Source organism: Streptomyces rubellomurinus, assembly GCF_000961885.1.
Lineage (GTDB): Bacteria > Actinomycetota > Actinomycetes > Streptomycetales > Streptomycetaceae > Kitasatospora > Kitasatospora rubellomurina.
This window is the reverse complement of sequence record NZ_JZKH01000048.1, coordinates 20385-41739: the sequence shown is the minus strand read 5'-3', so window position 1 is coordinate 41739 and position 21355 is coordinate 20385. Positions and strand designations below refer to the sequence as shown.

General features: G+C 72.2%; 17 protein-coding genes. 5 read left to right on the top strand and 12 right to left on the bottom strand.

Annotated features, from left to right (window positions below; all coding sequences use genetic code 11):
* Positions 1-88: 88 nt before the first annotated feature.
* The 3 genes from VM95_RS22540 to VM95_RS22530 are packed head-to-tail and all read left to right on the top strand — an operon-like array spanning position 89 to position 5542.
* Positions 89-1579 (top strand): Dyp-type peroxidase, encoded by a 1491-nt coding sequence (locus VM95_RS22540; protein ID WP_045699778.1) that lies wholly within the window; start codon positions 89-91, stop codon positions 1577-1579.
* A gap of 16 nt (positions 1580-1595) precedes the next feature.
* The gene (locus VM95_RS22535; RefSeq protein WP_052707501.1) at positions 1596-3716 is read left to right on the top strand and encodes a flavin monoamine oxidase family protein; all 2121 of its coding nucleotides are present in this window, start codon (positions 1596-1598) and stop codon (positions 3714-3716) included.
* Positions 3713-5542 (top strand): alpha-keto acid decarboxylase family protein, encoded by a 1830-nt coding sequence (locus tag VM95_RS22530; RefSeq protein WP_045699776.1) that lies wholly within the window; start codon positions 3713-3715, stop codon positions 5540-5542. The genes VM95_RS22535 and VM95_RS22530 overlap by 4 nt, the downstream gene beginning before the upstream one ends.
* Before the next feature lie 99 nt (positions 5543-5641).
* Here the strand turns inward: VM95_RS22530 and VM95_RS22525 are convergent, their stop codons facing one another.
* From VM95_RS22525 to VM95_RS22515, 3 genes are all read right to left on the bottom strand, one after another.
* On the bottom strand, positions 5642-6910 hold the full coding sequence (locus tag VM95_RS22525) for a sugar ABC transporter permease (RefSeq protein WP_045699774.1): 1269 nt from the start codon (positions 6908-6910) through the stop codon (positions 5642-5644).
* Positions 6907-7695 carry an ATP-binding cassette domain-containing protein gene (locus tag VM95_RS22520; RefSeq protein WP_078860353.1) on the bottom strand — a complete coding sequence of 263 codons (789 nt, stop codon included), beginning with the start codon at positions 7693-7695 and terminating at the stop codon, positions 6907-6909. Before VM95_RS22520 ends, VM95_RS22525 begins: the two co-directional genes overlap by 4 nt.
* A 170-nt stretch (positions 7696-7865) precedes the next feature.
* Complete coding sequence (locus VM95_RS22515) at positions 7866-8960, bottom strand: sugar ABC transporter substrate-binding protein (protein WP_045699770.1); 1095 nt, start codon at positions 8958-8960, stop codon at positions 7866-7868.
* 356 nt (positions 8961-9316) lie between these two features.
* Here VM95_RS22515 and VM95_RS22510 point away from each other — a divergent pair, with 356 nt between their 5' ends.
* Positions 9317-10264 (top strand): LysR family transcriptional regulator, encoded by a 948-nt coding sequence (locus VM95_RS22510; RefSeq protein ID WP_045699767.1) that lies wholly within the window; start codon positions 9317-9319, stop codon positions 10262-10264.
* Between the two features lie 49 nt (positions 10265-10313).
* On the opposite strand, the gene VM95_RS22505 is transcribed toward VM95_RS22510, so the two are convergent.
* Positions 10314-11531 (bottom strand): M6 family metalloprotease domain-containing protein, encoded by a 1218-nt coding sequence (locus tag VM95_RS22505; protein WP_045699765.1) that lies wholly within the window; start codon positions 11529-11531, stop codon positions 10314-10316.
* 219 nt (positions 11532-11750) lie between these two features.
* A complete protein-coding gene (locus VM95_RS22500) occupies positions 11751-12452 on the bottom strand; it encodes an NAD(P)-dependent oxidoreductase (RefSeq protein WP_045699762.1) in 702 nt (233 codons plus the stop codon).
* Positions 12453-12585: 133 nt separating this feature from the next.
* Between VM95_RS22500 and VM95_RS22495 the strand changes: the two genes are divergently transcribed.
* On the top strand, positions 12586-13296 hold the full coding sequence (locus tag VM95_RS22495) for a TetR/AcrR family transcriptional regulator (RefSeq protein WP_045699799.1): 711 nt from the start codon (positions 12586-12588) through the stop codon (positions 13294-13296).
* A gap of 174 nt (positions 13297-13470) precedes the next feature.
* On the opposite strand, the gene VM95_RS22490 is transcribed toward VM95_RS22495, so the two are convergent.
* The 7 genes from VM95_RS22490 to VM95_RS44550 are packed head-to-tail and all read right to left on the bottom strand — an operon-like array spanning position 13471 to position 21330.
* Entirely contained in the window at positions 13471-14652 is a 1182-nt protein-coding gene (locus VM95_RS22490) for a M6 family metalloprotease domain-containing protein (RefSeq protein ID WP_244178895.1), read from the bottom strand.
* Positions 14653-14681: 29 nt separating this feature from the next.
* Positions 14682-15962 (bottom strand): alpha/beta fold hydrolase, encoded by a 1281-nt coding sequence (locus VM95_RS22485; RefSeq protein ID WP_208615513.1) that lies wholly within the window; start codon positions 15960-15962, stop codon positions 14682-14684.
* Positions 15962-16927 (bottom strand): ABC transporter ATP-binding protein, encoded by a 966-nt coding sequence (locus tag VM95_RS22480; protein WP_045699758.1) that lies wholly within the window; start codon positions 16925-16927, stop codon positions 15962-15964. Before VM95_RS22480 ends, VM95_RS22485 begins: the two co-directional genes overlap by 1 nt.
* The gene (locus VM95_RS22475; protein WP_052707500.1) at positions 16924-17736 is read right to left on the bottom strand and encodes an ABC transporter ATP-binding protein; all 813 of its coding nucleotides are present in this window, start codon (positions 17734-17736) and stop codon (positions 16924-16926) included. The genes VM95_RS22480 and VM95_RS22475 overlap by 4 nt, the downstream gene beginning before the upstream one ends.
* Positions 17733-18725, bottom strand: a complete 993-nt coding sequence (locus VM95_RS22470; protein ID WP_045699756.1) for an ABC transporter permease — start codon at positions 18723-18725, stop codon at positions 17733-17735. Before VM95_RS22470 ends, VM95_RS22475 begins: the two co-directional genes overlap by 4 nt.
* Positions 18722-19648: an ABC transporter permease gene (locus VM95_RS44555; protein WP_045699754.1), complete on the bottom strand. Its 927-nt coding sequence runs from the start codon at positions 19646-19648 to the stop codon at positions 18722-18724. Before VM95_RS44555 ends, VM95_RS22470 begins: the two co-directional genes overlap by 4 nt.
* A complete protein-coding gene (locus tag VM95_RS44550) occupies positions 19645-21330 on the bottom strand; it encodes an ABC transporter substrate-binding protein (protein ID WP_244178894.1) in 1686 nt (561 codons plus the stop codon). The genes VM95_RS44555 and VM95_RS44550 overlap by 4 nt, the downstream gene beginning before the upstream one ends.
* Positions 21331-21355 lie beyond the last annotated feature (25 nt).

The following is a 21355-nucleotide window of genomic DNA, read 5'->3' as shown; positions in this document are numbered from 1 at the left end:
TCTCGACGACGAAGCTACGTTGGGTAGCAGGCCTCTCACCTTTCGTGACTTCTGTGCCTGCCCGCCCACCATCGCGAGGAACCCCAGCATGACCACGACCCCCACCCGTCCCACCGCCGTGCCCTCGATCGAGCAGCTGCCGCAGCCGAAGCTGCGCACGAACACCGACATCCAGGGCAACGTCCTGGCCGCGTTCAACAAGGACTTCACGGACTTCCGCTACCTGCACTTCCCGGACGCCGCCAAGGGCCGCGGCTGGCTCGCCGCGATCCTCAACACCGTCGCGACGACCAGCGAGACCGAGGACTTCAACGAGCAGTTCTCGCTGGCCCGCCGGGCCTTCGGCCGCGACCCCGTCGCGGCGGTCGTCCGCTGCGGGGTCTCGCTCACCTTCGAGGGCCTGCTGACCGTCGCCGTCAAGCCCGACCAGGTGAGGAAGGACCTGAGCACCTTCACGGCGTTCTGCGCGGGCGCGGCCGCCCGGGCCAAGGACCTCGGGGACACCGCCGAGAGCGACCCCGGGCACTGGCTGTTCGGCGCCGGGACGGGCGACAAGGTCGTGCACGCGGTCCTGATCGTCGCCGCGGACACCGACGAGCTGCTGCAGGAGAAGCTCAGGAACCTCGACACCGTCGAGCAGACGCACGGGATCAAGCGGGTCCACATGGACCACGGCCGCACCCTGACCGGCGCGATGAAGGGCCACGAGCACTTCGGCTACAAGGACGGCATCTCCCAGCCCGGCGTCAAGGACTTCCACCGGGAGGACCCGGAGCACAAGGGGTTCCGCGACAACCGCGCCGGCAGCGAGCTGATCGAGCCGGGCGAGTTCGTCTTCGGCCACAAGAGCGAGATGGGCGACCGGAAGGCGCCGGCGTGGATGAAGAACGGCTCGCTCCAGGTGGTGCGCCGGCTGCGCCAGGACGTCGCGGGCTGGAACGAGGCCGTGGTGGACGGCGTCAAGCAGTTCACCGGGACCATGGACGCCAACCGGCTCGGCGCCTGCCTGGTCGGCCGCGAGAAGAACGGCACGCCGCTCGCCCCGCCGGTCAGCGCCGTGGCCGGTCTCGGCGGCGACCGCAACGACTTCGACTACGAGAACGACCCCGTGGGCGAGCACACCCCCTGGGTCGCCCACATCCGCCGCACCCACCCCCGGGCCTTCGCGGGCGTCGGCGACCACAAGCCGAGGAGCCACCGTGTGATGCGCCGCGGCATCCCGTACGGCCCCGAGTTCCCGGGCGGCGCGGACGACGGCAAGGACCGCGGGCTGATGTTCGTCTGCTACGGCACCTCGCTGGAGGCGCAGTTCGAGCTGGTCCAGCGGCACTGGTCCAACGACCCGGAGTTCACGCCCGGCCTCGACACCCCCACGCCGCACCCGCACAACGGCTTCGACAAGGTCACCGGCCTGGCCGGCCACGCCTCGATCGCCCTCGCGGACGGCACCCACGGCACGGTCGACATGAAGCGCTTCGTCCGTACGACGGGCGCGCTCTACGCCTTCACCCCCTCGATCAGCACGCTGCGGCTGCTCGCCGAGGGCAAGGACCTTCCCAACGAGCCGGTCGGCTCCTGAGCCGCGAGGAGAAGCGATGAGTGAGAACCCCGTCATCGAGGGCACGGCCACGGACCGGGCCCGCTGGCAGACCTGTCGGCAGCTGGCGCGCGAACTGCTGCTGGTCGGCCCGGACGACCGGGACCTGAAGCTGCGCTACCTCGACGTCCTGATCAAGGACGGCATCCCGCCGGCGGACGAGAGCAAGGACGTGCTGATCGTCGGCGCGGGCATCGCCGGCCTGGTCGCCGGGAAGCTGCTGAAGGACGCCGGGCACAACGTCACCATCCTGGAGGCCAACGCCAGCCGGGTGGGCGGGCGGATCAAGACCTTCCGCGCCGCCGACGGCGAGCCGGACGGGCCGTTCCGCGACCCGATGCAGTACGCGGAGGCCGGGGCGATGCGGCTGCCCAGCTTCCACCCGCTCACCCTGGCCCTGGTCGACAGCCTCGGCCTGAACCGGCAGCTGTTCTTCAACGTCGACGTCGATCCGGACACCGGCAACCAGAACGCGCCCGTCCCGCCCGTGGTCTACGAGTCCTTCGAGCCCGGCAAGGTCTGGACGTACGGCGCGGACAGCCCGGACTTCCGCGAGCCCGCCAAGCGCTTCAACTCCTGGATCCGCACCAACCGGGTCCAGGCCCGCCGGCGCGAGTACGCCGCCGACCCGAGCTGCGTCAACGAGGGCTTCCACCTCACCGGCGACGAGGTGCGGATCACCGCCGCCGACATGGTCAACCAGGCCCTGGAGCCGGTCCGCGACTACTACTCGGTGATCAAGGACGGCAAGCGGGTGAACAAGCCGTTCGACGAGTGGCTGGACGGCTGGGCCCGGGTGATCCACGACTTCGACGGCTACTCGATGGGCCGCTTCCTGCGCGAGTACGCGGGCTTCAGCGACGAGGCCGTCGAGGCGATCGGCACGATCGAGAACATGACCTCCCGGCTGCACCTGGCGTTCTTCCACACCTTCCTGGGCCGCAGCGACATCAACCCGAACGCCACCTACTGGGAGATCGAGGGCGGCAGCTGGAACCTGCCCCGCGCGCTCGCCGAGGAGCTCAAGGACGAGCTGCGGATGGGCGAGCGGATGATCCGGATGGAGTACTGGGACCCGCGCCGGGACGGCGGCGGCGCCCGGCACGTCGGCCCGACCGGGCCGCAGGTCGCCGTGCTGACCGTCCCCGAGGACGACCCGAACGCCGAACCCGAGGTCTGGAAGGGCGACTTCGCGATCGTCACGGTCCCGTTCTCCGCCCTGCGGTTCGTCCAGGTCACTCCCCCGTTCTCGTACAAGAAGCGCCGCTCGATCATCGAGACCCACTACGACCAGGCCACCAAGGTGCTGCTGGAGTTCTCCCGCCGCTGGTGGGAGTTCACCGAGGCGGACTGGAAGACCGAGCTCGACTCCATCGCCCCCGGTCTGTACGAGTTCTACCAGCGGGCCGGCGAGGAGGACGCGGAGGCGGCCGCGGCCGCCGCCCACAACGGCCACCGGCCGCCGCGCAACCTGCCGGACCTGCTGCTCGGCGCGCACGCGAGCGTGGACGAGCGCCGGATCAGCCGGGGCCAGCGGGAGGTCTACGAGCACACCCCGCTGCTGCGGGCCAGCGTGCGCCCGGCCACCAACTGCTTCGGCGGCGGCTCGACCACCGACAACCCGAACCGCTTCATGTACTACCCCTCGCACCCGGTGCCCGGCGGCGAGGGCGGCGGCGTGGTGCTGGCCAGCTACAGCTGGTCGGACGACGCGGTGCGCTGGGACTCCATGGAGGACGACGAGCGCTACGTCTACGCGCTGCGCAACCTCCAGTCGGTGCACGGCCGGCGGATCGAGGTGTTCTACACCGGCTGCGGGAAGACCCAGAGCTGGCTGCGCGACCCGTACGCCTTCGGCGAGGCGGCGGTGTACACCCCGCACCAGATGACCAGCTTCCACCTCGACGTGGTCAAGCCGGAGGGCCCGGTGCACTTCGCGGGCGAGCACGTCTCGCTCAAGCACGCCTGGATCGAGGGCGCGGTGGAGACCGCCGTGCGGGCGGCCATCGCCGTGCACGAGGCGCCCCCGCCGCCGCCCCCGGCGCAGCCGGAGATCCGGCCCGAGGCGCAGGCCCGCCGGGAGAGCCGGGAGAGCCGGCAGGAGGCGATGACCCGATGAGCGGCGACGAATGGACGGTGGCGCGCTACCTGGCCACCAGGCTGGAGCAGTTGGGCATCCGGTACCTGTTCGGGGTGCCGGGCGACTTCCTCGGCCCGTTCCTGACGATCATGCAGGAGACCACCGGCGTGCGCTGGATCGGCACCCCCACCGAGATGGGCGGCGGCTACGCCGCGGACGCCTACGCCCGGGTGCGGGCCGCCGACACGGACCCGGAGAAGGGCGAGGTGGGCGTCGGCGCCGTCGCGGTGACCTACGGGGTGGGCGCGTTCAGCCTGCTCAACGCCATCGGCGGCGCCTACGTCGAGGACGTGCCGCTGATCGCGATCAACGCGGCGCCCTCGTACGAGCAGTGGCTCAACCAGCAGGCGGTCGGCCTGCTCACCTCGCACATGAGCCCGCGCCGGGAGAGCAACCTGGCGGTCTACCGGCAGGTGACGGTGGACGCGCAGCTGCTCTCCAACCCGGGGCTCGCGCCCTCCCAGATCGACAGCGCGATCACCGCCTGCCTGACCGAGCGCAAGCCCGTCTACCTGGAGGTGATGGAGGACCTCTGGCACGCGCCATGCGCGCCCCCGCAGGGCGAACTCCGGGCGCACGGACGGACGTTCACCAAGCGGAACGAGGAGATGCTGGCCAAGGCCGTCAAGGCCGCGGTGGCGCTGATCGACGCGTTCGGCACCCCGATCGTCTGGGCCGGCGAGGAACTGGTCCGCCACCGCCTGGAGGACGAGCTGCTGGACTTCGTGCAGAGCACCGAGATGCAGTTCTGCACCACGGTCGGCGCGAAGTCCGTGGTCTCCGAACGGCATCCGCGCTTCGCCGGGGTCTACAACGGCAGGGCGAGCCTGCCCGAGATCCGGGAGACCTTCCAGAACGCCGGGTGCCGGATCGGCCTCGGGACCTGGTCCACGTCCAAGAACCTCGGCGGCGAGCAGTCGATCGGCGACGACTGGATCGTGGCCGCCCGGGACGGCGTCAGCGTCGGCTCCAAGTACTTCCCCGAGGTCCAACTCGGCCGGTTCATCCGGGCGTTGCGCGACGCGCTGAGCGGGCGGACCTTCCCGGCCGACCACTTCGCGCTGGCGCACGCGGCCGGCCTGGACGTCCCCGCCAGCACGGCCGCCTTCCTGGACTCGCTGAGCGCCACCGAGTACCCGGCGGAGCTGACGTACGACAGCTTCTTCGCGCACATGAACCACTTCCTGGAGCACCGGGCCACCGGCGGGGACCCGCAGGCGCCCTCGCCGTTCACCGTGGTCTCGGACGCGGCGTTCGCGCTGCTCGGCTCGATGAACCTGCGGATCACCGAGCGGGCCGGCTTCCTGGCGCAGAACAGCTGGCTGTCCATCGGCTACTCGGTCGGCGCGGCCACCGGCGTGGCGCTGGGCCGGCAGCAGCCGATGAAGCGGCCGCTGGTGTTCGTCGGCGACGGCTCGTTCCAGGAGATCTGCCAGGAGCTGTCCACCCAGGTGCGCCACCACCTGCGGCCGGTGGTCTTCGTCCTGGACAACGAGGGGTTCTACGGCATCGAGCAGATGCTGGTCAGCCCCTGCTACTACAAGGACAGGCCGTCCAACGGGGCCGACTTCTACAACGTGCTGCACCCGTGGCGGTACGAGAAGCTGGCCGAGGTCTTCGGCACCGACAAGGACCGGATGCACGGGCGCGAGGTCAGCACCCACGCCGAGCTCGACGCGCTCCTGGCGGAGATCGCCGACCCCGGCGACGACCTCAACCACGCGCCGATCCTGGCCCGCGTCCGGCTCAGCCGGCACGACTACCCGCGGGCGCTGCAGTACAAGATCGACGAGAGGTGTCCGTAGCCCGTGGCCCGCTGACGCGCGCGGGCCGGGCCGGCACCCGTCCACACGGGTGCCGGCCCGGCCCTCGCCGTTGTCCAACTGCCGGTCAGCGCGCGGTCGTCAGCGCGCCGCGGTCTTGCGGGTGCGGCGGGAGACCGAGTCCAGCACGACGGCGGCGAGCAGGACGGCGCCGGTGATCATGTACTGGATGGCCTGGCTGACGTGGACCAGGTCGAGGCCGGTGGTGATGCTCTGGATGACCAGGATGCCCAGCAGCGCGGACCAGGTCTTGCCGCGCCCGCCGAACAGGCTGGTGCCGCCGATGACGGCCGCGGCGATCGAGTTCATCAGGACGTTGCCGCCACCGAGGATCTTGTCCGCGGAGCCCTGCTGGGAGGCGTAGAAGAGACCGCCGAGGGCGGCCATCCCGGCGGAGATCATGAAGACCGAGATCCGGATCCAGGCGACGTTGATGCCCGCGCGCCGGGCCGCCTCCACGCCGCCGCCGACCGCGAAGATCTGCCGGCCGTAGCTGGTGCGGCGCAGGACGAAGTCGGTCACGACGACGACGGCCAGGAAGACGAGCAGGGCCAGCGGCAGGCCACTGTCCTGGTTGAGCGTGTAGGCGGCGGTCAGCGCGACGGCGGCGAGGACGCCGGTGCGCAGCGCGATCTCGCCCATCGGCCGCGCGGCGAGGCCGGCGGCGGTGCGGCGGCGGGCGTCGAGGAGCTGCCCGGCGGCGTAGAGCGCGGTGCCGAGGACGGCGAGGCCCCAGGCGTAGGCGATGTCGCCGTCGCCGAGGAAGTAGGAGTCCAGGTTGGCCAGGAAGCCGTCGTGGACGACGTTGACCGTGCCCTTGTCGCCGAGGACGTACTGCTGCAGGCCGCTCCAGGCGAGCAGGCCGGCGAGGGTGACGACGAAGGCGGGGACGCCGATCTTGGCGAAGAAGAAGCCGTGCAGGGCGCCGATGGCGACGGCGGCGGCGAGGGCGATGAGGCAGGACAGCCACTCGTTGTAGCCGGCGCGCGCGGACAGGTTGGCGGCGATGGCGGCGGAGGCGCCGGCGAGGGAGCCGAGGGAGAGGTCGATCTCGCCGAGGAGGAGCACGAAGACGACGCCGACGGCGATCAGGCCGGGGCCGGCGATCCACTGGGTGATGTGCGTGAGGTTGTCGGCCTTGAGGAAGTCGCCGGTGATGCCCTGGAAGATGGCGCCGATCAGGATCAGGCCGAGGACGACGGGCACCGAGCCGAGGTCGCCGTTCTTCAACTTCCGCTTGAACTCGGCGAGGTAGCCGGCGAGGCCGGCTTCGCGGACGAGCAGGCGGGGGTCGACCGCGGCCGGGGCCGCGTTCTCGACGGTGGGCGCGGTGGTCTGTTCGGTGGTCACTTCGCGTCCTCCGCGAGTCGGGCCTGGCGCCGGGTGACGGCGTTCTCGGTGGCGCCGGTGATGGCGGAGATGATCTCCTCGTGCGAGGTGTTCGCCACCTCGAAGACGCCGTTGTTGCGGCCCAGGCGCAGGACGGCGACGGTGTCCGCGACGGCCTTGACGTCGGCCATGTTGTGGCTGATCAGGATGACGCCGAGGCCGCGGTCGCGCAGGCGCTCGACGAGGTCCAGGACCTGGGCGGTCTGCTCGACGCCGAGGGCGGCGGTGGGCTCGTCCAGGATGACGATCTTGGGGTCGCCGACCAGGGCGCGGGCGATGGCGACCACTTGGCGCTGGCCGCCGGAGAGGGCGGCGATCGGGATGCGCACGCTCGGGATGCGGATGGAGAGGGTGTCGAGCAGTTCGCGGGCGCGCTTCTCCATGCCGACCTCGTCGAGCATGCCGTACTTCTTCAGCTCGCGGCCGAGGAAGAGGTTGCCGACCACGTCGAGGTTGTCGCAGAGCGCCAGGTCCTGGTAGACGGTGGCGACGCCGAGGGCCTGGGCGTCGTGCGGGCGGCCGATGGAGACCGCCGTGCCCTCCCACTCGATCGTTCCCTCGTCGATGGGGTGGACGCCGGCGATGGTCTTCACCAGCGTGGACTTTCCGGCGCCGTTGTCGCCGACCAGGGCCACCACCTCGCCCGCGTGGACCTCCAGGTGGACGTCGGTCAGCGCCTGGACGGCGCCGAAGCGCTTGGAGACCCCGCGCAACGCCAGTACGGGTGCGCCTGTCACGTGAACCATCTCCTTCTTCCCGCGCGCGCCGTGATGGTGGGGTGGCGGCCGGGCTGGCCCGCGCGCCGTGCGGGGCGGGCGGGTGTGCGTGCGTACGAAAGGGGGCGGCGGGCCGGGCCCGCCGCTCGGTGCGGGCGGTGCTCCCCTCGGGGAGGGTCGGGGGCACCGCCCGGGTGGGACTACTTCAGGCCGGCGGCCGCGCAGGCGGCGGCGTAGTCGGCGGTGCAGATGTCGGAGGCCTTGTAGAGGCCGTCCGCGACGACGGTGTCCTTGATGTTCGCCTTGGTGACGACCTTGGGGTCGAGCAGCTTGGCCGGGATGCCCTTGTCGGTGGCGCTGTCGATGCTGGAGGAGGCGACCGACTTGACGTCCTTGCCCTGCAGCAGGTCCACGGCCAGTTCGGCGGCGCTGTCGGCGAGCGGCCGGTAGGCCTTGTAGATGGTGTAGGCCTGGTCGCCGTTCACGATGCGCTGGATCGCGTCGAGGCCGGCGTCCTGACCGCCGACCGGGACGGTGATCCCGGCGCCCTTGAGCTGGGTGATGATGGCGGCGGCCATGCCGTCGTTGGCGGAGTAGACGGCCTGGAAGCCGTCCTTGCCGAGCTGGGTGATCGCGGCGCCGATCTTCTGGCCGGCCACGGTGGGCTTCCACTCGCCGGACTGCTCGTAGACGACCTTCTTGACCTTGCCGTCGAGGACCTTGTGCGCGCCCGCCTTGAACTGGCCGGCGTTCGGGTCGGACTCGTCGCCGTTGATCATGACGATGTTCGCGTCGGCGGCCTTGCCGCCCAGGGAGTCGAGCAGGGCCTGGCCCTGGAGCTCGCCGACCTTCTCGTTGTCGAACGACACGTACCCGGCGACCGGGCCGGTGGCCAGGCGGTCGTACGCGACGACCTTGACGCCCTTCGCAGCGGCCTCCTTGACCCAGGACTCGGTGGAGGTGGCGTCGAAGGCGTCCAGGACGATCACCTTCACGCCCTGCGCGATCAGGGTGTCGAACTGCTGCTTCTGCTTGGCGGCACTGCCCTCGGCGTTGTTGTAGAGCACCTTGCAGTCCGCGCACAGCTCCTTGACCTTGGCCTCGATGAACGGGCGGTCGAAGGACTCGTAGCGCGCCGAGGACGCGTTCTCGGGCAGCAGCAGGCCGATGGACTTGGAGTCGCCGGAGGCGGCGGCATCCTTCTTGTCGCCGCCGGCCTTGCCGCACGCGGCCATGGACAGGGCCATCGTGACGGCGGCGGTGGCAATGACGGCGCGACGCATCGTTGCGTTCATGTGGGGGGTGCCTCCCTGACGGCGCCGCAACGCTGCGGCGGGGTGGAGGGAGTCAATCCGGATCTGCCGGACGTAGTCAAGAAGTAAATCCAATGAGCGGCAAACTTCGACTCATTCGTTATCTTCCTGAAGACAGCTACCCTCGCCGCCCCTCGCGCTCGCCATGGGCGCGTGCGGTTCCGGGCGGAAACCCCTGGTACCGTGCTCGGGCGCGGAATTCACCCCGGTCGGACCGGCGGGGCGGGATCGGCGTCGCCCCGCCCTGCGCGGGGCTGCTGCGTTCACTAGGTGTCGATGGCCAAGGCGCTTGCGTCACACCCCTGTTGCTGTCGGCCCGATCTCCCTACGATCACGCCATGGAGCTCGAACTTCGGCACCTGCGGATCATCTGCAGCATCGCGGAGAGCGGCAGCCTGACCCGGGCGGCCGCGTCGTTGCGGCTCACCCAGCCCGGCCTCAGCGCCCAGTTGACGCGGATCGAGCGGGTGCTCGGCGGCGAGTTGTTCAGCCGCGCGCAGTCGGGCGTCGTCCCGACCGCGTTCGGGGAGGTCGTCCTCAGCCGGGCCCGGGCGGTGCTGCCGACCGTCGACGAACTGCTGGGCGTCTCGGCCCTCGCCGCACGGACCGACGGCCCGCCGCACCGGGTCCGGCTCGGCTCCGTCAACGCCCCCCTGCTCGGCGGGTTGATCACGGCGGTCAGGAAGCACCACCCGGAGGCCGAGATCAGCTCACGCGGCCAGGGGTGCCCCGTCCCGCTCGTCGAGGACGTCGCGGACGGCCGGCTCGAAGCGGCGGTGGTCGGCGACAGCCCCGGCTACGAGCTCGCGGCCCCGCCGGGGGTCGCCGTCGCGCCGATCGCCACCGAACCGCTCTTCGTCGCCCTGCCCGCCGCCCATCCGCTGGCGGCCGAGGAGGAGGTCGCGCTCGCCGACCTGGCGGAGGAGGACTGGGCCGCGCCGCGCCCGGACAACGACCGGATCCGCGAGTACTGGTCCAGCACCCTGCTCGTCCTCGGCCACCGGCTGCGCGTCGTCCACGAGGCGGAGGGCCGGCTGCTCCTGGACATCGTCCGGCACGGCCACGCGGTGAGCTTCTGCCAGGCCACCTTCGAGGAGGTGCCGGGCATCGCGGTGCGTCCCATCGTCGGCAGCCCGCTCTCGTACCGGCACCTGCTCGCCTGGCACGAGGAGGGGCCGCTGGCCGCCTCGGGGCCCGCGCTCGTCCGGGACGTCGTCGCGGCGTACGAGGCGGCGTGCGCCCGCAGCGCCGTCCACCGCGCATGGCGCGAACGCCACCGGCCGTGACGGCCGGTGGCGTTCGTTCATCGGAGCCGGAGCCCGGGCCGACCGGTCGTCACCACTTGTACGTCCAGACCGTGTCGGTGGACGCGTCGGAGCCGTTCACGTAGATCCGCACGCGGGCGGTGTCGTCCTGGAACCACTGGCCGGGCCGCCAGGTCTGCATGTCCAGCGCCGTGCAGGTCCCGGTGGGCGCGGCGGCGCCGGGGTTGCCGACCACCTGGATCGGGCCGTTGCCGGTGGTGACGGACGTGTCGACCTTGTAGATGACGACACCGGTGGCGCAGGCGCCGGCGTCGTCGTAGGCGGCCTTGCGGGACTCGGCGACGTACGCGGTGGTGGCGCCCGTCCTGACCACCGCCAGCCGGTAGCCGGTGCCGCCGTACTCCAGCCCGGTCAGGGTGGTGGCGTAGCTGTTCGCCGTGGCCAGGCAGGACACCTGGCCGTCGGTGATCCAGCCCAGCTTCCAGGCCTCCCAGGCGAAGTACTGCGGGGCCGGGCCGGAGATCCGGCCCATCAGGTCCCAGCCGCCGACGTACCGGTGCTGGTCGCCGCTGTAGGCGTACAGGTCGGGCAGGCCGAAGGTGTGGGCGGTCTCGTGGTCGGCCACCTTGTAGCCCCAGTGCCACATGTCCTGGCCGAAGGTCACCGCCCAGTGGACCAGCACCCAGCTGCCGGTCGGCGCGTTCCAGACCCAGGTCGGCACGGCCGGGTCCTGGACGAAGGTGGGAGTGTGCCCGATCGCGGTCGCGGTGGCGGTCGGCACCACGTAGAACATGTCGTACGGGGAGAGGTCGACTCCGGCGGCGGCCGCGGCGGTCAGCGCGTCCTTCACGTAGGCCTGGTGCGTGGTCCAGGAGAAGCCGCGCGCCCAGTTGTAGTCGGTGGAGTTCTTCGGCATCCGGACCCAGGCGGCGTACGGAGCCCGGATGTCCAGTGCCGTCCGGCCGTAGGAGGCGTTGCGCATCCAGTCCGCGGCGCCCTTCAGCGTGTCGTCGTACGACGTGAGGGGCAGGGCGGTGCCGGTGGCGTCGGGGAAGTCGACGTAGACCACGCCGACGTGCTTGGTGCCGATCGGGTTCTGGAACCGGGTGTAGTCGGTCCGCTGCCCCTCGTCGAGGTACCCGGTCGTGCCCTGCAGGGCGCAGGCGGAGCCGCTCCCGTCGTCGGCGCGGGCGGGGTGGGCCGGGATGACGAGCAGGGCGAGCAGCGCGGCCATGACGAGGGCGAGCGCCGCCGGCAGCGAGGTCCGGGGTCTGACTGAGCGATCCATGGGGGCCTCCGGGGAGATCGGTCCGGTCCGGGTGACGGACCCGGCCGCCGCGCCCTCGCGGGCGGGCGGCCGGGCGTCCTGAGCGCTCCCGCGGGTCGTCGGCCGTCGCCGCCGCGCGGGGAGCGTGCAGGCTATCGTCCGGATCGATCGATGCCGCCGACAGCTCCCGACTCCCCATCACCTCGCGTTATGGAAACGGACACCGGGTCAGCAGGCGGCTCAGTAGCCCGCGGTGAACCGGCGCTGGACGAAGCGGGGCAGCTCCACCTCGTCCACCAGGGCGACCGCGGCGTCCTCCGCCGAGATCCGGCTCACGCCTTCGGCGTTCAGCACGGGCTGGTCGCCGCCGATGCGGAAGCGGCCGGTGCGCTCGCCGGGGGCGATCTGCTCGGCGGGGCTGAAGTAGGTCCAGAGCCGGTTCGAGGCGCGCAGGACGTCCAGCGCCTCTCGGTGGCCGCGGACGGCGGCGGCGTATTCGCGGGGCAGGCCGAGCTCGTCGAGCGACGCGTGGATGAGCTCGTCGTGGTCGGCACGGACGACGCCCGGCTCGATCTCCAGACTGCCGGCGCCGCCGATGACGATCAGTCGGGTGCGGGGGTGGCTCTCCAGGGCCTTGAGCAGGGCCCTGGCGGCAGCCGCGTAGACGGTCGGGTCCGCGATCGAGCGCCGGACGGTGTCGGCGAAGTCCTTCGCCGCGTTCCCGGGCTGGAAGCCGCTGATCAGGACGTCCAGGCCGGGCAGAGCGGCCGCGATGCTCGCGGCGTCCAGGGCGTCGACGCTCGCCCAGCCGAGGTTCTCCCGCCGGTCGGTGATCGCGGAGGCGTCCCGGCTGAACGCCGTGACGCGGTGTCCGCGCCGGAGGGCCTCGGTGACGACCCTGCTGCCGATGGTGCCGGTGGCTCCGATGACGCCGATGTGCATGGTGCTCCCCTTGGTTCATGCCGTGGTCATGCCGGACGGACGCGTGAGGCCGGATGACCTCACGCCGTGCGAAAACTATACGGCGTGAAGTTTCCGCACAGCAATCAGTGCAGTGACGCTGTACAGTGAGCCGGTGGCAGCCACCCGAAGCACCGGACGACGCGAACGACTGCGGGCCGAGACGACCGCCGAGATCAAGCGCACCGCGCTGCAGTTGATGGGTTCGGGCGGCCCGGACGCGATCACGCTGCGGGCGATCGCCCGCGAGATGGGCATGACCGCCAACGCCATCTACGGCTACTTCGCCACCCGCGACGACCTGGTCACCGCCCTCATCGAGGACGTCTACACCGCGCTCGCCGACGCCGTCGACGCCGCCTGGGCCGCCTCCGCAAAGGACGCCCCGGCGCAGCGGATCCAGGCCTGGGCCCACGCCTTCCGCGACTGGGCGCTGGCCAACCCCGAGGGCTTCCGGCTGATCTACGGCGACCCCGTCCCCGGCTACCAGGCCCCGACCGGCGGCGCCGCACCGGACGCCGCCCGGCGGGTCTGCGTCGGCATCGCCGCACTGGCGGACACGGCCTGGGGCAGCGCCGAACGGTCGCACGGGGACGGCGACTTCGACTGGGACGACTTCGACCCCGGCCTGCTCGGCAAGGTCCGCCCGGCGTTCCCCGCGCTACCGCCGGCCGGCGTGGCCCTGGCGCTGCGGATGTGGGGGCACCTGCACGGCCTGGTCGCGCTGGAGGTCTACGGCCACCTGCGCGCCCAGACGCTCTCGCCGGACAAGCTCTTCCACGCCGAACTCGTCCAGCTGATCCGATCGTTGGGCCTCGTCGCTTAGGGCCCGTGTCCTGGATCCCTGCCGGGCGCGCGACGCACTGCCGCCCTGGGCGAGGAGGCCCGGAAAGACGGCTCCCGGCCGGGGGGTCGCCCCGGCCGGGAGGGGTCGCGCCGTACACAGCGGGGATGCCGTGGGGAGTCACCCCGTGGCATCACGGCGCGAGTTCGGGGGTGGTCACCGCCGGGTGAGGCGGACGGTGTCGGTCAGCGGGCCGCGGCGCTGCACGTCGATGGTGACGCCGGTGGTGGGGTCGGTGAAGGACTGGCCGGGCTGGTAGGCCTGCATGTCGAGGGCGGTGCAGGCCCCGGTGGGTGCGGCGGCGCCGGGGTTGGTGACCACCTGGACGGGGCCGTTGCCGGTCGCGACGGAGGTGTCGACCTTGTAGATGAGCACGCCGGTGGAGCAGGCCTTGTCGTCCGCGCCGACGGCTCGGCGGGATTCGGCGACGTAGGCCGTGGTGTCGCTGGTCCTGATCACGGCGATCTTGGTGCCGCCGGGGCGTTCGACGGCCTTCAGGTGGACGGTGCGGCTGCCGGCGCCGGGCAGGCAGGCGACCTGGTGGTCGTCGATCCAGCCGAACTTCCAGCGCTCCCAGCCGAGGTGCTGCGGGGCGGCGCCCGCGATGTTTCCCATGAGGTCCCAGCCGCCGACGTAGCGGTGGTAGTCGGTGGCGGTGAAGGCGTAGAGGTCGGGCAGGCCGAAGGTGTGGCTGGTCTCGTGGTCGGCGACCTTGTAGCCCCAGTGGTTCATGTCCTGGCCGAAGGTGACCGCCCACTTGATCCGCTTGCCGTTCGCGGTGATCCCGGCGCTGGTCGGGTCGTAGAGGTAGGTGGGCGAGAAGCTGATCGCCGAGGCGGTCTTGGTGGGGACGATGTAGAGCATGTCGTACGACGAGAAGTCGGTGTACGGCTGGGCGGCCTCGACGGCCTGCTTCACGTACGCCTCGTGCTGCTCGAAGGTGATGCCGCGCTGGAAGCCGTAGGAGGCGGAGTCCTGCGGCATGCGGATCCAGCGCTTCAGCGGCGTGATGTCCAGCCGGGCCCGGCCGTACGAGTCCTGCTCCATCCAGTCGGCGGCCGGGGCGAGTTGGCGGTAGTAGTCGTCGGGGGCGCCGGCGGCCGGGGCGTCGGGGAAGTCGACGAAGAGCATCAGGACGTGCTTGGTGCCGAGCGGCTGCTGGAACTGGTGGTAGTCGGTGTCGTGGCCCTCGTCGGTCCAGCCGGTCTTCCCGGCGAGGGCGCAGGCGGCGGCCGGGCGAGCGTGGTCCTCGGCGTCGTCGGTGGCGGCGGTGGCCGGTGCGGCCGCGATCAGCGGGAGGGTCACGGCCAGGGCGGCGGTGAGCGGGCGCAGTTTCATCATTCTCCTTCGGATGCGGGGTGGGGTGGTCAGCGGCGGCCGGCGGCCAGGTCCATCAGGCGGGCGAGCACCCGGTCGCCGGAGGCGGTGACGCCGTCGTGCTCCCACTCGTTGGTGACCCAGGCGCGCAGCGAGCCGACGGCCCGGGCGGTGCGCAGGGACAGGCCCGCGTCCACGTACATGTCGTCGTGGTAGACGGCCGCGGCGACCGGCACCGGGTTGGCGGCGAGCCGCGCCGGGTCGTACAGCTCGGGCCAGTCGGTGCGTTCGGCGAGCAGGTGGACGGCCTCGGCGAAGGGGCGGAGGGCGGCGATCTCCTCGAACATCCACGGGTAGAACATCTCGCCGGTGAGCAGCAGGGGGTCGGCGGCTTCGGCGAATTCGGGGTGGTCGGGCATCGCCCGGGCGGCGGCCCAGTCGGTGGCCGTGCCGGGGCGGCCGTATATGGACTCCTGGAGGACGGCGAACAGCGGGTTGTCGGTGAAGCCGGTCAGGTTCGCCACCTGGTGGAGGAAGGTGGCCGAGGGCCGGCCGTCCGGGTCGAGCGCCTCGTCGAGCAGCCAGTGCAGGCGTTCGGCGCCCTCCCCCATGCCGAGCAGCAGGCCGAGGGTGCGCAGCCGCCGTACGGTCAGCCGGTCGCCGTCCGGGAGGTGGACGGGCTGGCGGTCGAGCAGGTCGGCCAGTCGGCGCAGGAGTTCGCGATCGTCGGGGTAGCGGGCGTAGTAGCGGGCGGTCTTCTCGCGCACGCGGGGGTAGGTGGCGGCGTAGACGTCGTCGGCGGTGGTGTCGAGGCCGGGGAGGCCGCCGGTGACGTAGCAGGCGCGCAGGCCCTCGGGGGCGGCGGAGAGGTAGCTGAGGGTGAGGAATCCGCCGTAGCTCTGGCCGAGCGTCTCCCAGGGGGCGTCGCCGCACAGGTGGCGGCGGATCAGTTCGGCGTCGGCGACGATCGAGTCGGCGCGGAACCGGGCCAGGTGGTCGGCGAGTTGACGGGCGGTGCCGAAGCGGGCGGCGGTCCGCGCGGTGAGCGGCGTGGAGCGGCCGGTGCCGCGCTGGTCGAGCAGCAGCACCCGGTGGGTCTTCAGGGCGTGGCCGAGCCAGCCCGCGGTGGCGTTCAGCGGGCGCGGGGACTTCCCGCCGGGGCCGCCCTGGAGGTAGAGCAGCCAGGGCAGTTGCTCGTCCGCGCGGGCCGGGTCGACGAGCTCGCGGGCGAAGACCTCGATGGTTCCGCGTGCGGGCTCGGCGTGGTCGAGCGGCAGGGCGAAGGCGTGGTCGGTCACGGCGAGGCCGGGCAGCCGGTACTGGGCGCGGATCACGGCGTCCTCTCGGGGTAGTGGCAGGCGACCTGCTGCCCGGGGGCGATCGTCCGCAGGTCGGGGCGGTCGGTGGCGCAGCGGTCGGCGGCCTTGGGGCAGCGGGTGCGGAACCGGCAGCCGGTGGGCGGGTTCAGCGGGCTGGGCAGGTCGCCGCGCAGCACGATGCGTTCCCGGTCGCGTTCGGCGTCCGGGTCGGGCAGGGGTACGGCGGACAGCAGGGCGCGGGTGTAGGGGTGGGCGGGGTGGGCGAAGAGGGTGTCGCGGTCGGCGGTCTCGACGACCGATCCGAGGTACATCACGGCGATCCGGGTGCTGATCTGGCGCACGGCGCCGAGGTCGTGCGCGATGAACAGGTAGCTCAGTCCGTGCTCGTCCTGGAGGTCCTTGAGCAGGTTGAGGATCTGTGCCTGGACCGAGACGTCGAGGGCGGACACCGGTTCGTCGCACACCACCAGTTTCGGGCGTAGGGCCAACGCCCGTGCGATGCCGATGCGTTGGGCCTGGCCGCCGGAGAACTCGTGGGGGTGCCGGTCGGCGTGTTCCGGTCGCAGGCCGACCCGGGCCAGCAGGTCCTCGACCGGTTCCTGCGGTTCGAGGCCCTGGTAGCGGGCGGGGGCGGTGAGGATCCGGCGCACGGTCTGGCGGGGGTTGAGCGAGGAGAAGGGGTCCTGGAAGACCATCTGCAGCTCGCGGCGGACCGGGCGCAGCGCCGTCTCGTCCAGTTCGGCGAGGTCGCGCCCGGCGAAGTGGATGCTGCCGGAGGTGGGCCGTTCCAGGCGGGTGATCAGTTTGGCGACGGTGGACTTCCCGCACCCGGACTCGCCGACGAGGCCGAGGGTCTCGCCGGGGCCGACGCTCAGCGAGACGCCGTCGACGGCGGCGACGTGGCCGGCGAGGCGCCGGGTGAGGCCGTGGCGCACGGGGTAGCGCTTGCCGAGGTTCCGTACGTCGAGCAGGTTCATTCCGCGGCTCCCAGGGTGGGCAGTCGGTCCGGCAGGGGGCCGTCGATCCGCGGGACGCAGGCGAGCAGGCCGCGGGTGTACGGCTGTCGGGGGTGGTGGAAGACGTCCCGGACGGGGCCGCGTTCGACCGCGCGGCCCTGGTGCATGACCACGACCTGGTCGGCCAGTCCGGCGACCACGCCCATGTCGTGGGTGATCAGCATGACGGCCGTGCCCTTCTCCTCCCGTAGTTCGCGCAGCAGTTGGAGGATCTGCGCCTGGACGGTGACGTCCAGCGCGGTGGTCGGCTCGTCGGCGATCAGCAGGTCGGGCTCCAGGCAGAGCGCCATCGCGATCATCACCCGCTGCCGCATGCCGCCGGAGAACTCGTGCGGGTAGGCCTTCGCCCGCCGCTCGGGCTCGGGGATGCCGACCCGGTCCAGCATGCGCACCGCGACCCGGTGCGCGTGCCGGCGCGTGCTGCGGTGGTGGGCCCGGTAGGCCTCGGCGATCTGGAACGCCACCGAGTAGTACGGGTTGAGGCAGGAGAGCGGGTCCTGGAAGACCATCGCGATCCGGTTGCCGCGCAGGCGGCGCAGTGCGCGCTGCCCGAGTGCGGTCAACTCCTGGCCGTCGAAGCGGATGTCGCCGCCGACCCGGGCGTCGCGCAGCAGGCCGAGGACGGCCAGGCTGGTGACGGACTTGCCGCTGCCGGACTCGCCGACCACGCCGAGCACCTGTCCGGCGTCCAGTTCGAGGTCGAGGCCGTCCACGGCGCGCACGCCCGAGCGGAACTCCACGGTCAGGTCACGTACCGTCAGCAGGGTCATCCGACGGCCCTCACTCTCGGGTCGAGGACGGCGTACACCAGGTCCACGAGGAGGTTGGCGAGCACCACGAAGGAGGCGGCGAACAGCGTCACCCCGAGGATCACCGGCTGGTCGGCGGAGGCGATGGCATCGGCCGCGAGCTTGCCGACGCCGGGCAGGCCGAACACCGACTCGGTGATGAGGGCGCCGCCGAGCAGCGCGCCGAGGTCCATGCCGAAGATGGTGACGATCGGCATCAGGGCGGGGCGCAGCGCGTGGCGCCGGACGACCGTGGTCTCGGGCAGGCCCTTGGCGCGGGCGGTGCGCACGTAGTTCTGGCCGAGGCTGTCCAGCATCTCGCTGCGGGTGACCCGGGCGTAGATCCCGGCGTACAGCATGGCGAGGGTGATCCAGGGCATCAGCATCGACTGCGCCCAGCCGAACGGGTCCTCGGTGAACGGGACGACCTGCGGGTAGGGCAGCAGCTGGAGCTGGACGACCAGCAGGTACTGCAGCACCAGGGCGGTGAAGTAGATCGGCAGCGAGACCCCGCCGAGGGCGGCCGTCATCGCCGCGCGGTCCCACAGGCTGCCGCGCCGCAGGGCGGAGACCACGCCGGCGCCGACGCCGACCGCGAGCCACAGCACGGCGGCGCCGATGGCGATCGAGAAGCTGACGGGCAGCCGGCTGGTGAGCAGGTCCCAGACCGGCTGGTCGGTCTGGAAGCTGAACCCCAGGCACGGGAAGGGGCAGCCGACGGCCTGCGGGCCGCTGCCGTAGGTCCGTCCGGTGACGATGCCGGACAGGTAGTCGCGGAGCTGGGTCAGGGGCGAGTGGTCCAGCCCGAGGGTGGCGCGGATCGTGTCGATCCGCTCGGGGCTGCAGGCCTTGCCGCAGGCGCCCTGGGCCGGGTCGGCGGGCATGAGGTAGAAGATGGCGAAGGTGGCGGCGCAGATCACCAGCAGGATGGCCGCCGTGACGGCCAGTCTGCGCAACAGGTAGAGGATCATCGGCGCTGGCTCCGGGGATCGAGCGTGTCTCGGACGGCGTCGCCGAGCACGTTGAAGGCGAGCACGGTGACGAACAGGAAGACGCCGGGGACGAGGAAGTAGACCGGGTCGGCGGCGTACCAGGGCACGGCGGTGGCGATCATCTGGCCCCAGGAGGGGGTGGGGGCCTGGACGCCCACGCCGAGGAAGGACAGGCCGGCCTCGGTGGCGATGCAGCCGGGGATCGACATGGTCGCCACCACCAGCACCGGGCCGGTCAGGTTGGGCAGCACCTCGCGCAGCAGCAGCGCCCGGCGGGAGGCGCCGAGCACCCGGGCGGCCGCGACGAACTCGCCCCGGGCCAGCACCATCGCCTGCCCGCGCACGATCCGCCCGACGTACGGCCAGCCGAAGAAGCCGAGCACCACGACCAGGAGCAGCCGGCGGTCCGTGCCGGGCGCCGCCGAGATCAGCGCGATCATGAAGATGAGGCTGGGGAAGGACAGCAGCAGGTCCATGGTGCGGCCGATCACGGTGTCGGCCCAGCCGCCGAAGAAGCCCGCGACCAGCCCCAGCGCCGTTCCCAGCACCACCGACAGGGCGGTGGCGAGGACGGCGATCAGCAGGGACACCCGCGCGCCGTACAGCACCCGGGCGAGCACGTCGCGGCCGTTGACCGGCTCCACGCCGAGCCAGTGCCGGGTGCTGATCCCGCCCGCCGCGCCGCGCGGCAGGCCGCCGAGCGCCGGGTCCACCGCGTCGCCGTGGAAGGCGGTCGGCGAGTTGCCGGTGAGCCAGGCGACCAGCGGCGCGGCGAGCGCGAGCAGGACCAGGGCGGCCACCACGGCCAGCGCGAGGGCCGCCGAGCGGCGGGCCAACAGCGTTCGGAGCACGGTCGGTTGACGCACGGCCCGGTGCGGTGCGGCCGCGTGCGTCGCGGTCACTTGCGCAACCCCAGGGAGACGAGGTCGAGCCGGCCGACGTAGGCGATGTGCCCGTACGCTCCGGCGACGTTCGGCCCGATGAGGACCGGCGCCTTGTCCCACAGGAACGGCACCACCGGGGCGTCCTGCGCGATCTGCCGGGCGAGCTGCCCGTACGCCGTGCGGGCCGCGGCCGGGTCGCCCAGCGCGGCGATCTCGTCGATCCGGGCGTCGACGGCCGGGGAGTCGTACTGGGCGTAGTTGTTGTTGCCCTGGGGGGTGATCAGGCGGCCGTCGAACACGATCGGCAGGTAGGTCGAGGCGCCCGGCCAGTCCGGGGACCAGCCGGCGATCACCAGGTCGTGCTCCTGGCCGGTGTTGCCGACCGTGCTGTAGAAGGCGGAGGAGCTGATCTCGTTGATCTTCACGGTGATGCCGGCCCGGCCGAGCGAGGCCTGGATCGCCTCGGCCTGCGCCTTGCCGGCGGTCGTGGCGGGGGCGTCGAGGGTCAGGTCGAGGTCGGCGCCGTGGCCCGCCTCGGCGAGCAGTGCCTTCGCCTTGTCCGGGTCCCCCTTGCCGTCCTTGCTCGGGTAGGGGTCCTCGGCCTGGTAGCCGAGGGAGGGCGGCAGCAGGCTGGTGGCCAGGTCGCCGGCGATCGGGCCGCCGCGGGTGGTGCGCAGGGCGTCCTTGTCGAGCGCGTACGCGATGGCCTGGCGGACCCGGACGTCGTCGAGCGGCTTGTGCCGGGTGTTGATGCTCAGGTAGCGGGTGTTGATCGAGTCGCCGACGACCAGCCGGCTCTTGAGCCGCGGGTCGGTCAGCACCTGCCCCACCGAGGCGGGGCCGATCGGTTCCAGCGCGACGGCGTTCGCGTCCTCGCCCTGACCGGCGATCAGCCGCTGGTCGACGACGGCGGCGTCGAGCCCCAGGTCGATGACGACCCGGTCGGGCAGGCCCTTGCGGACGGTGTCGGTGGCCGGGTCCCAGTTGGGGTTGCGGACCAGGGTGAGCCGCTTCTTGGGCTCGAAGGCGTCGATCTTGTAGGGCCCGGAGGAGAACGGCCGGGAGTCGTAGCCGACGCCGGTGTCCTTGTCCTGCGGCACCGGGGCGAACATCGGCAGGGACACCGCCGAGCCGAAGTCGGCCACCGGCTGCTTGAGGTGGAAGACGACGGTGGCGTCGTCGGGCGTCTCGATCGCGGCGAGCCCGGCCGGGTCCTTGGCGGGGCCCCGGTACGCCTCGCCGCCGGCCAGCCACATCCGGGCGTACGGCGGGCCCTCGGGCAGCTCGGCGGCGAAGGTCCGCTCCACGCCGTACTTGACGTCCTTGCTGGTGATCGGCCGGCCGTCCTCGAACTTGACGCCGGGTTTGAGGGTGAAGGTCCAGGTCCGGGCGCCGTCGCTCGGGCGGCCGGTGTCGGTGGCCAGGTCCGGCACGACCGTCCCGCCGGCCTCGCCGGGCGCGGCGCTGAAGGTGGTCAGCGTCCGGTAGACCAGCCGGCCCACGTCCTGGGAGGACGTGACGTAGTTGCGCGCCGGGTCCAGGTGCTCCAGGTCGAGCGTGGACAGCACGTGCAGCGTGCCGCCCTTCACCGCTGCCGCGTCCGGTCCGGCGGCTGCGCCGCCGCCGGACCCCGTACAGCCGGCCACCGCCAGCAGCCCCAGGGCCGCGGCGAGGGCCGGGCCGACTCTGCGCTGTCCCACGTGTCCTCCATGCGCGATGTGACAT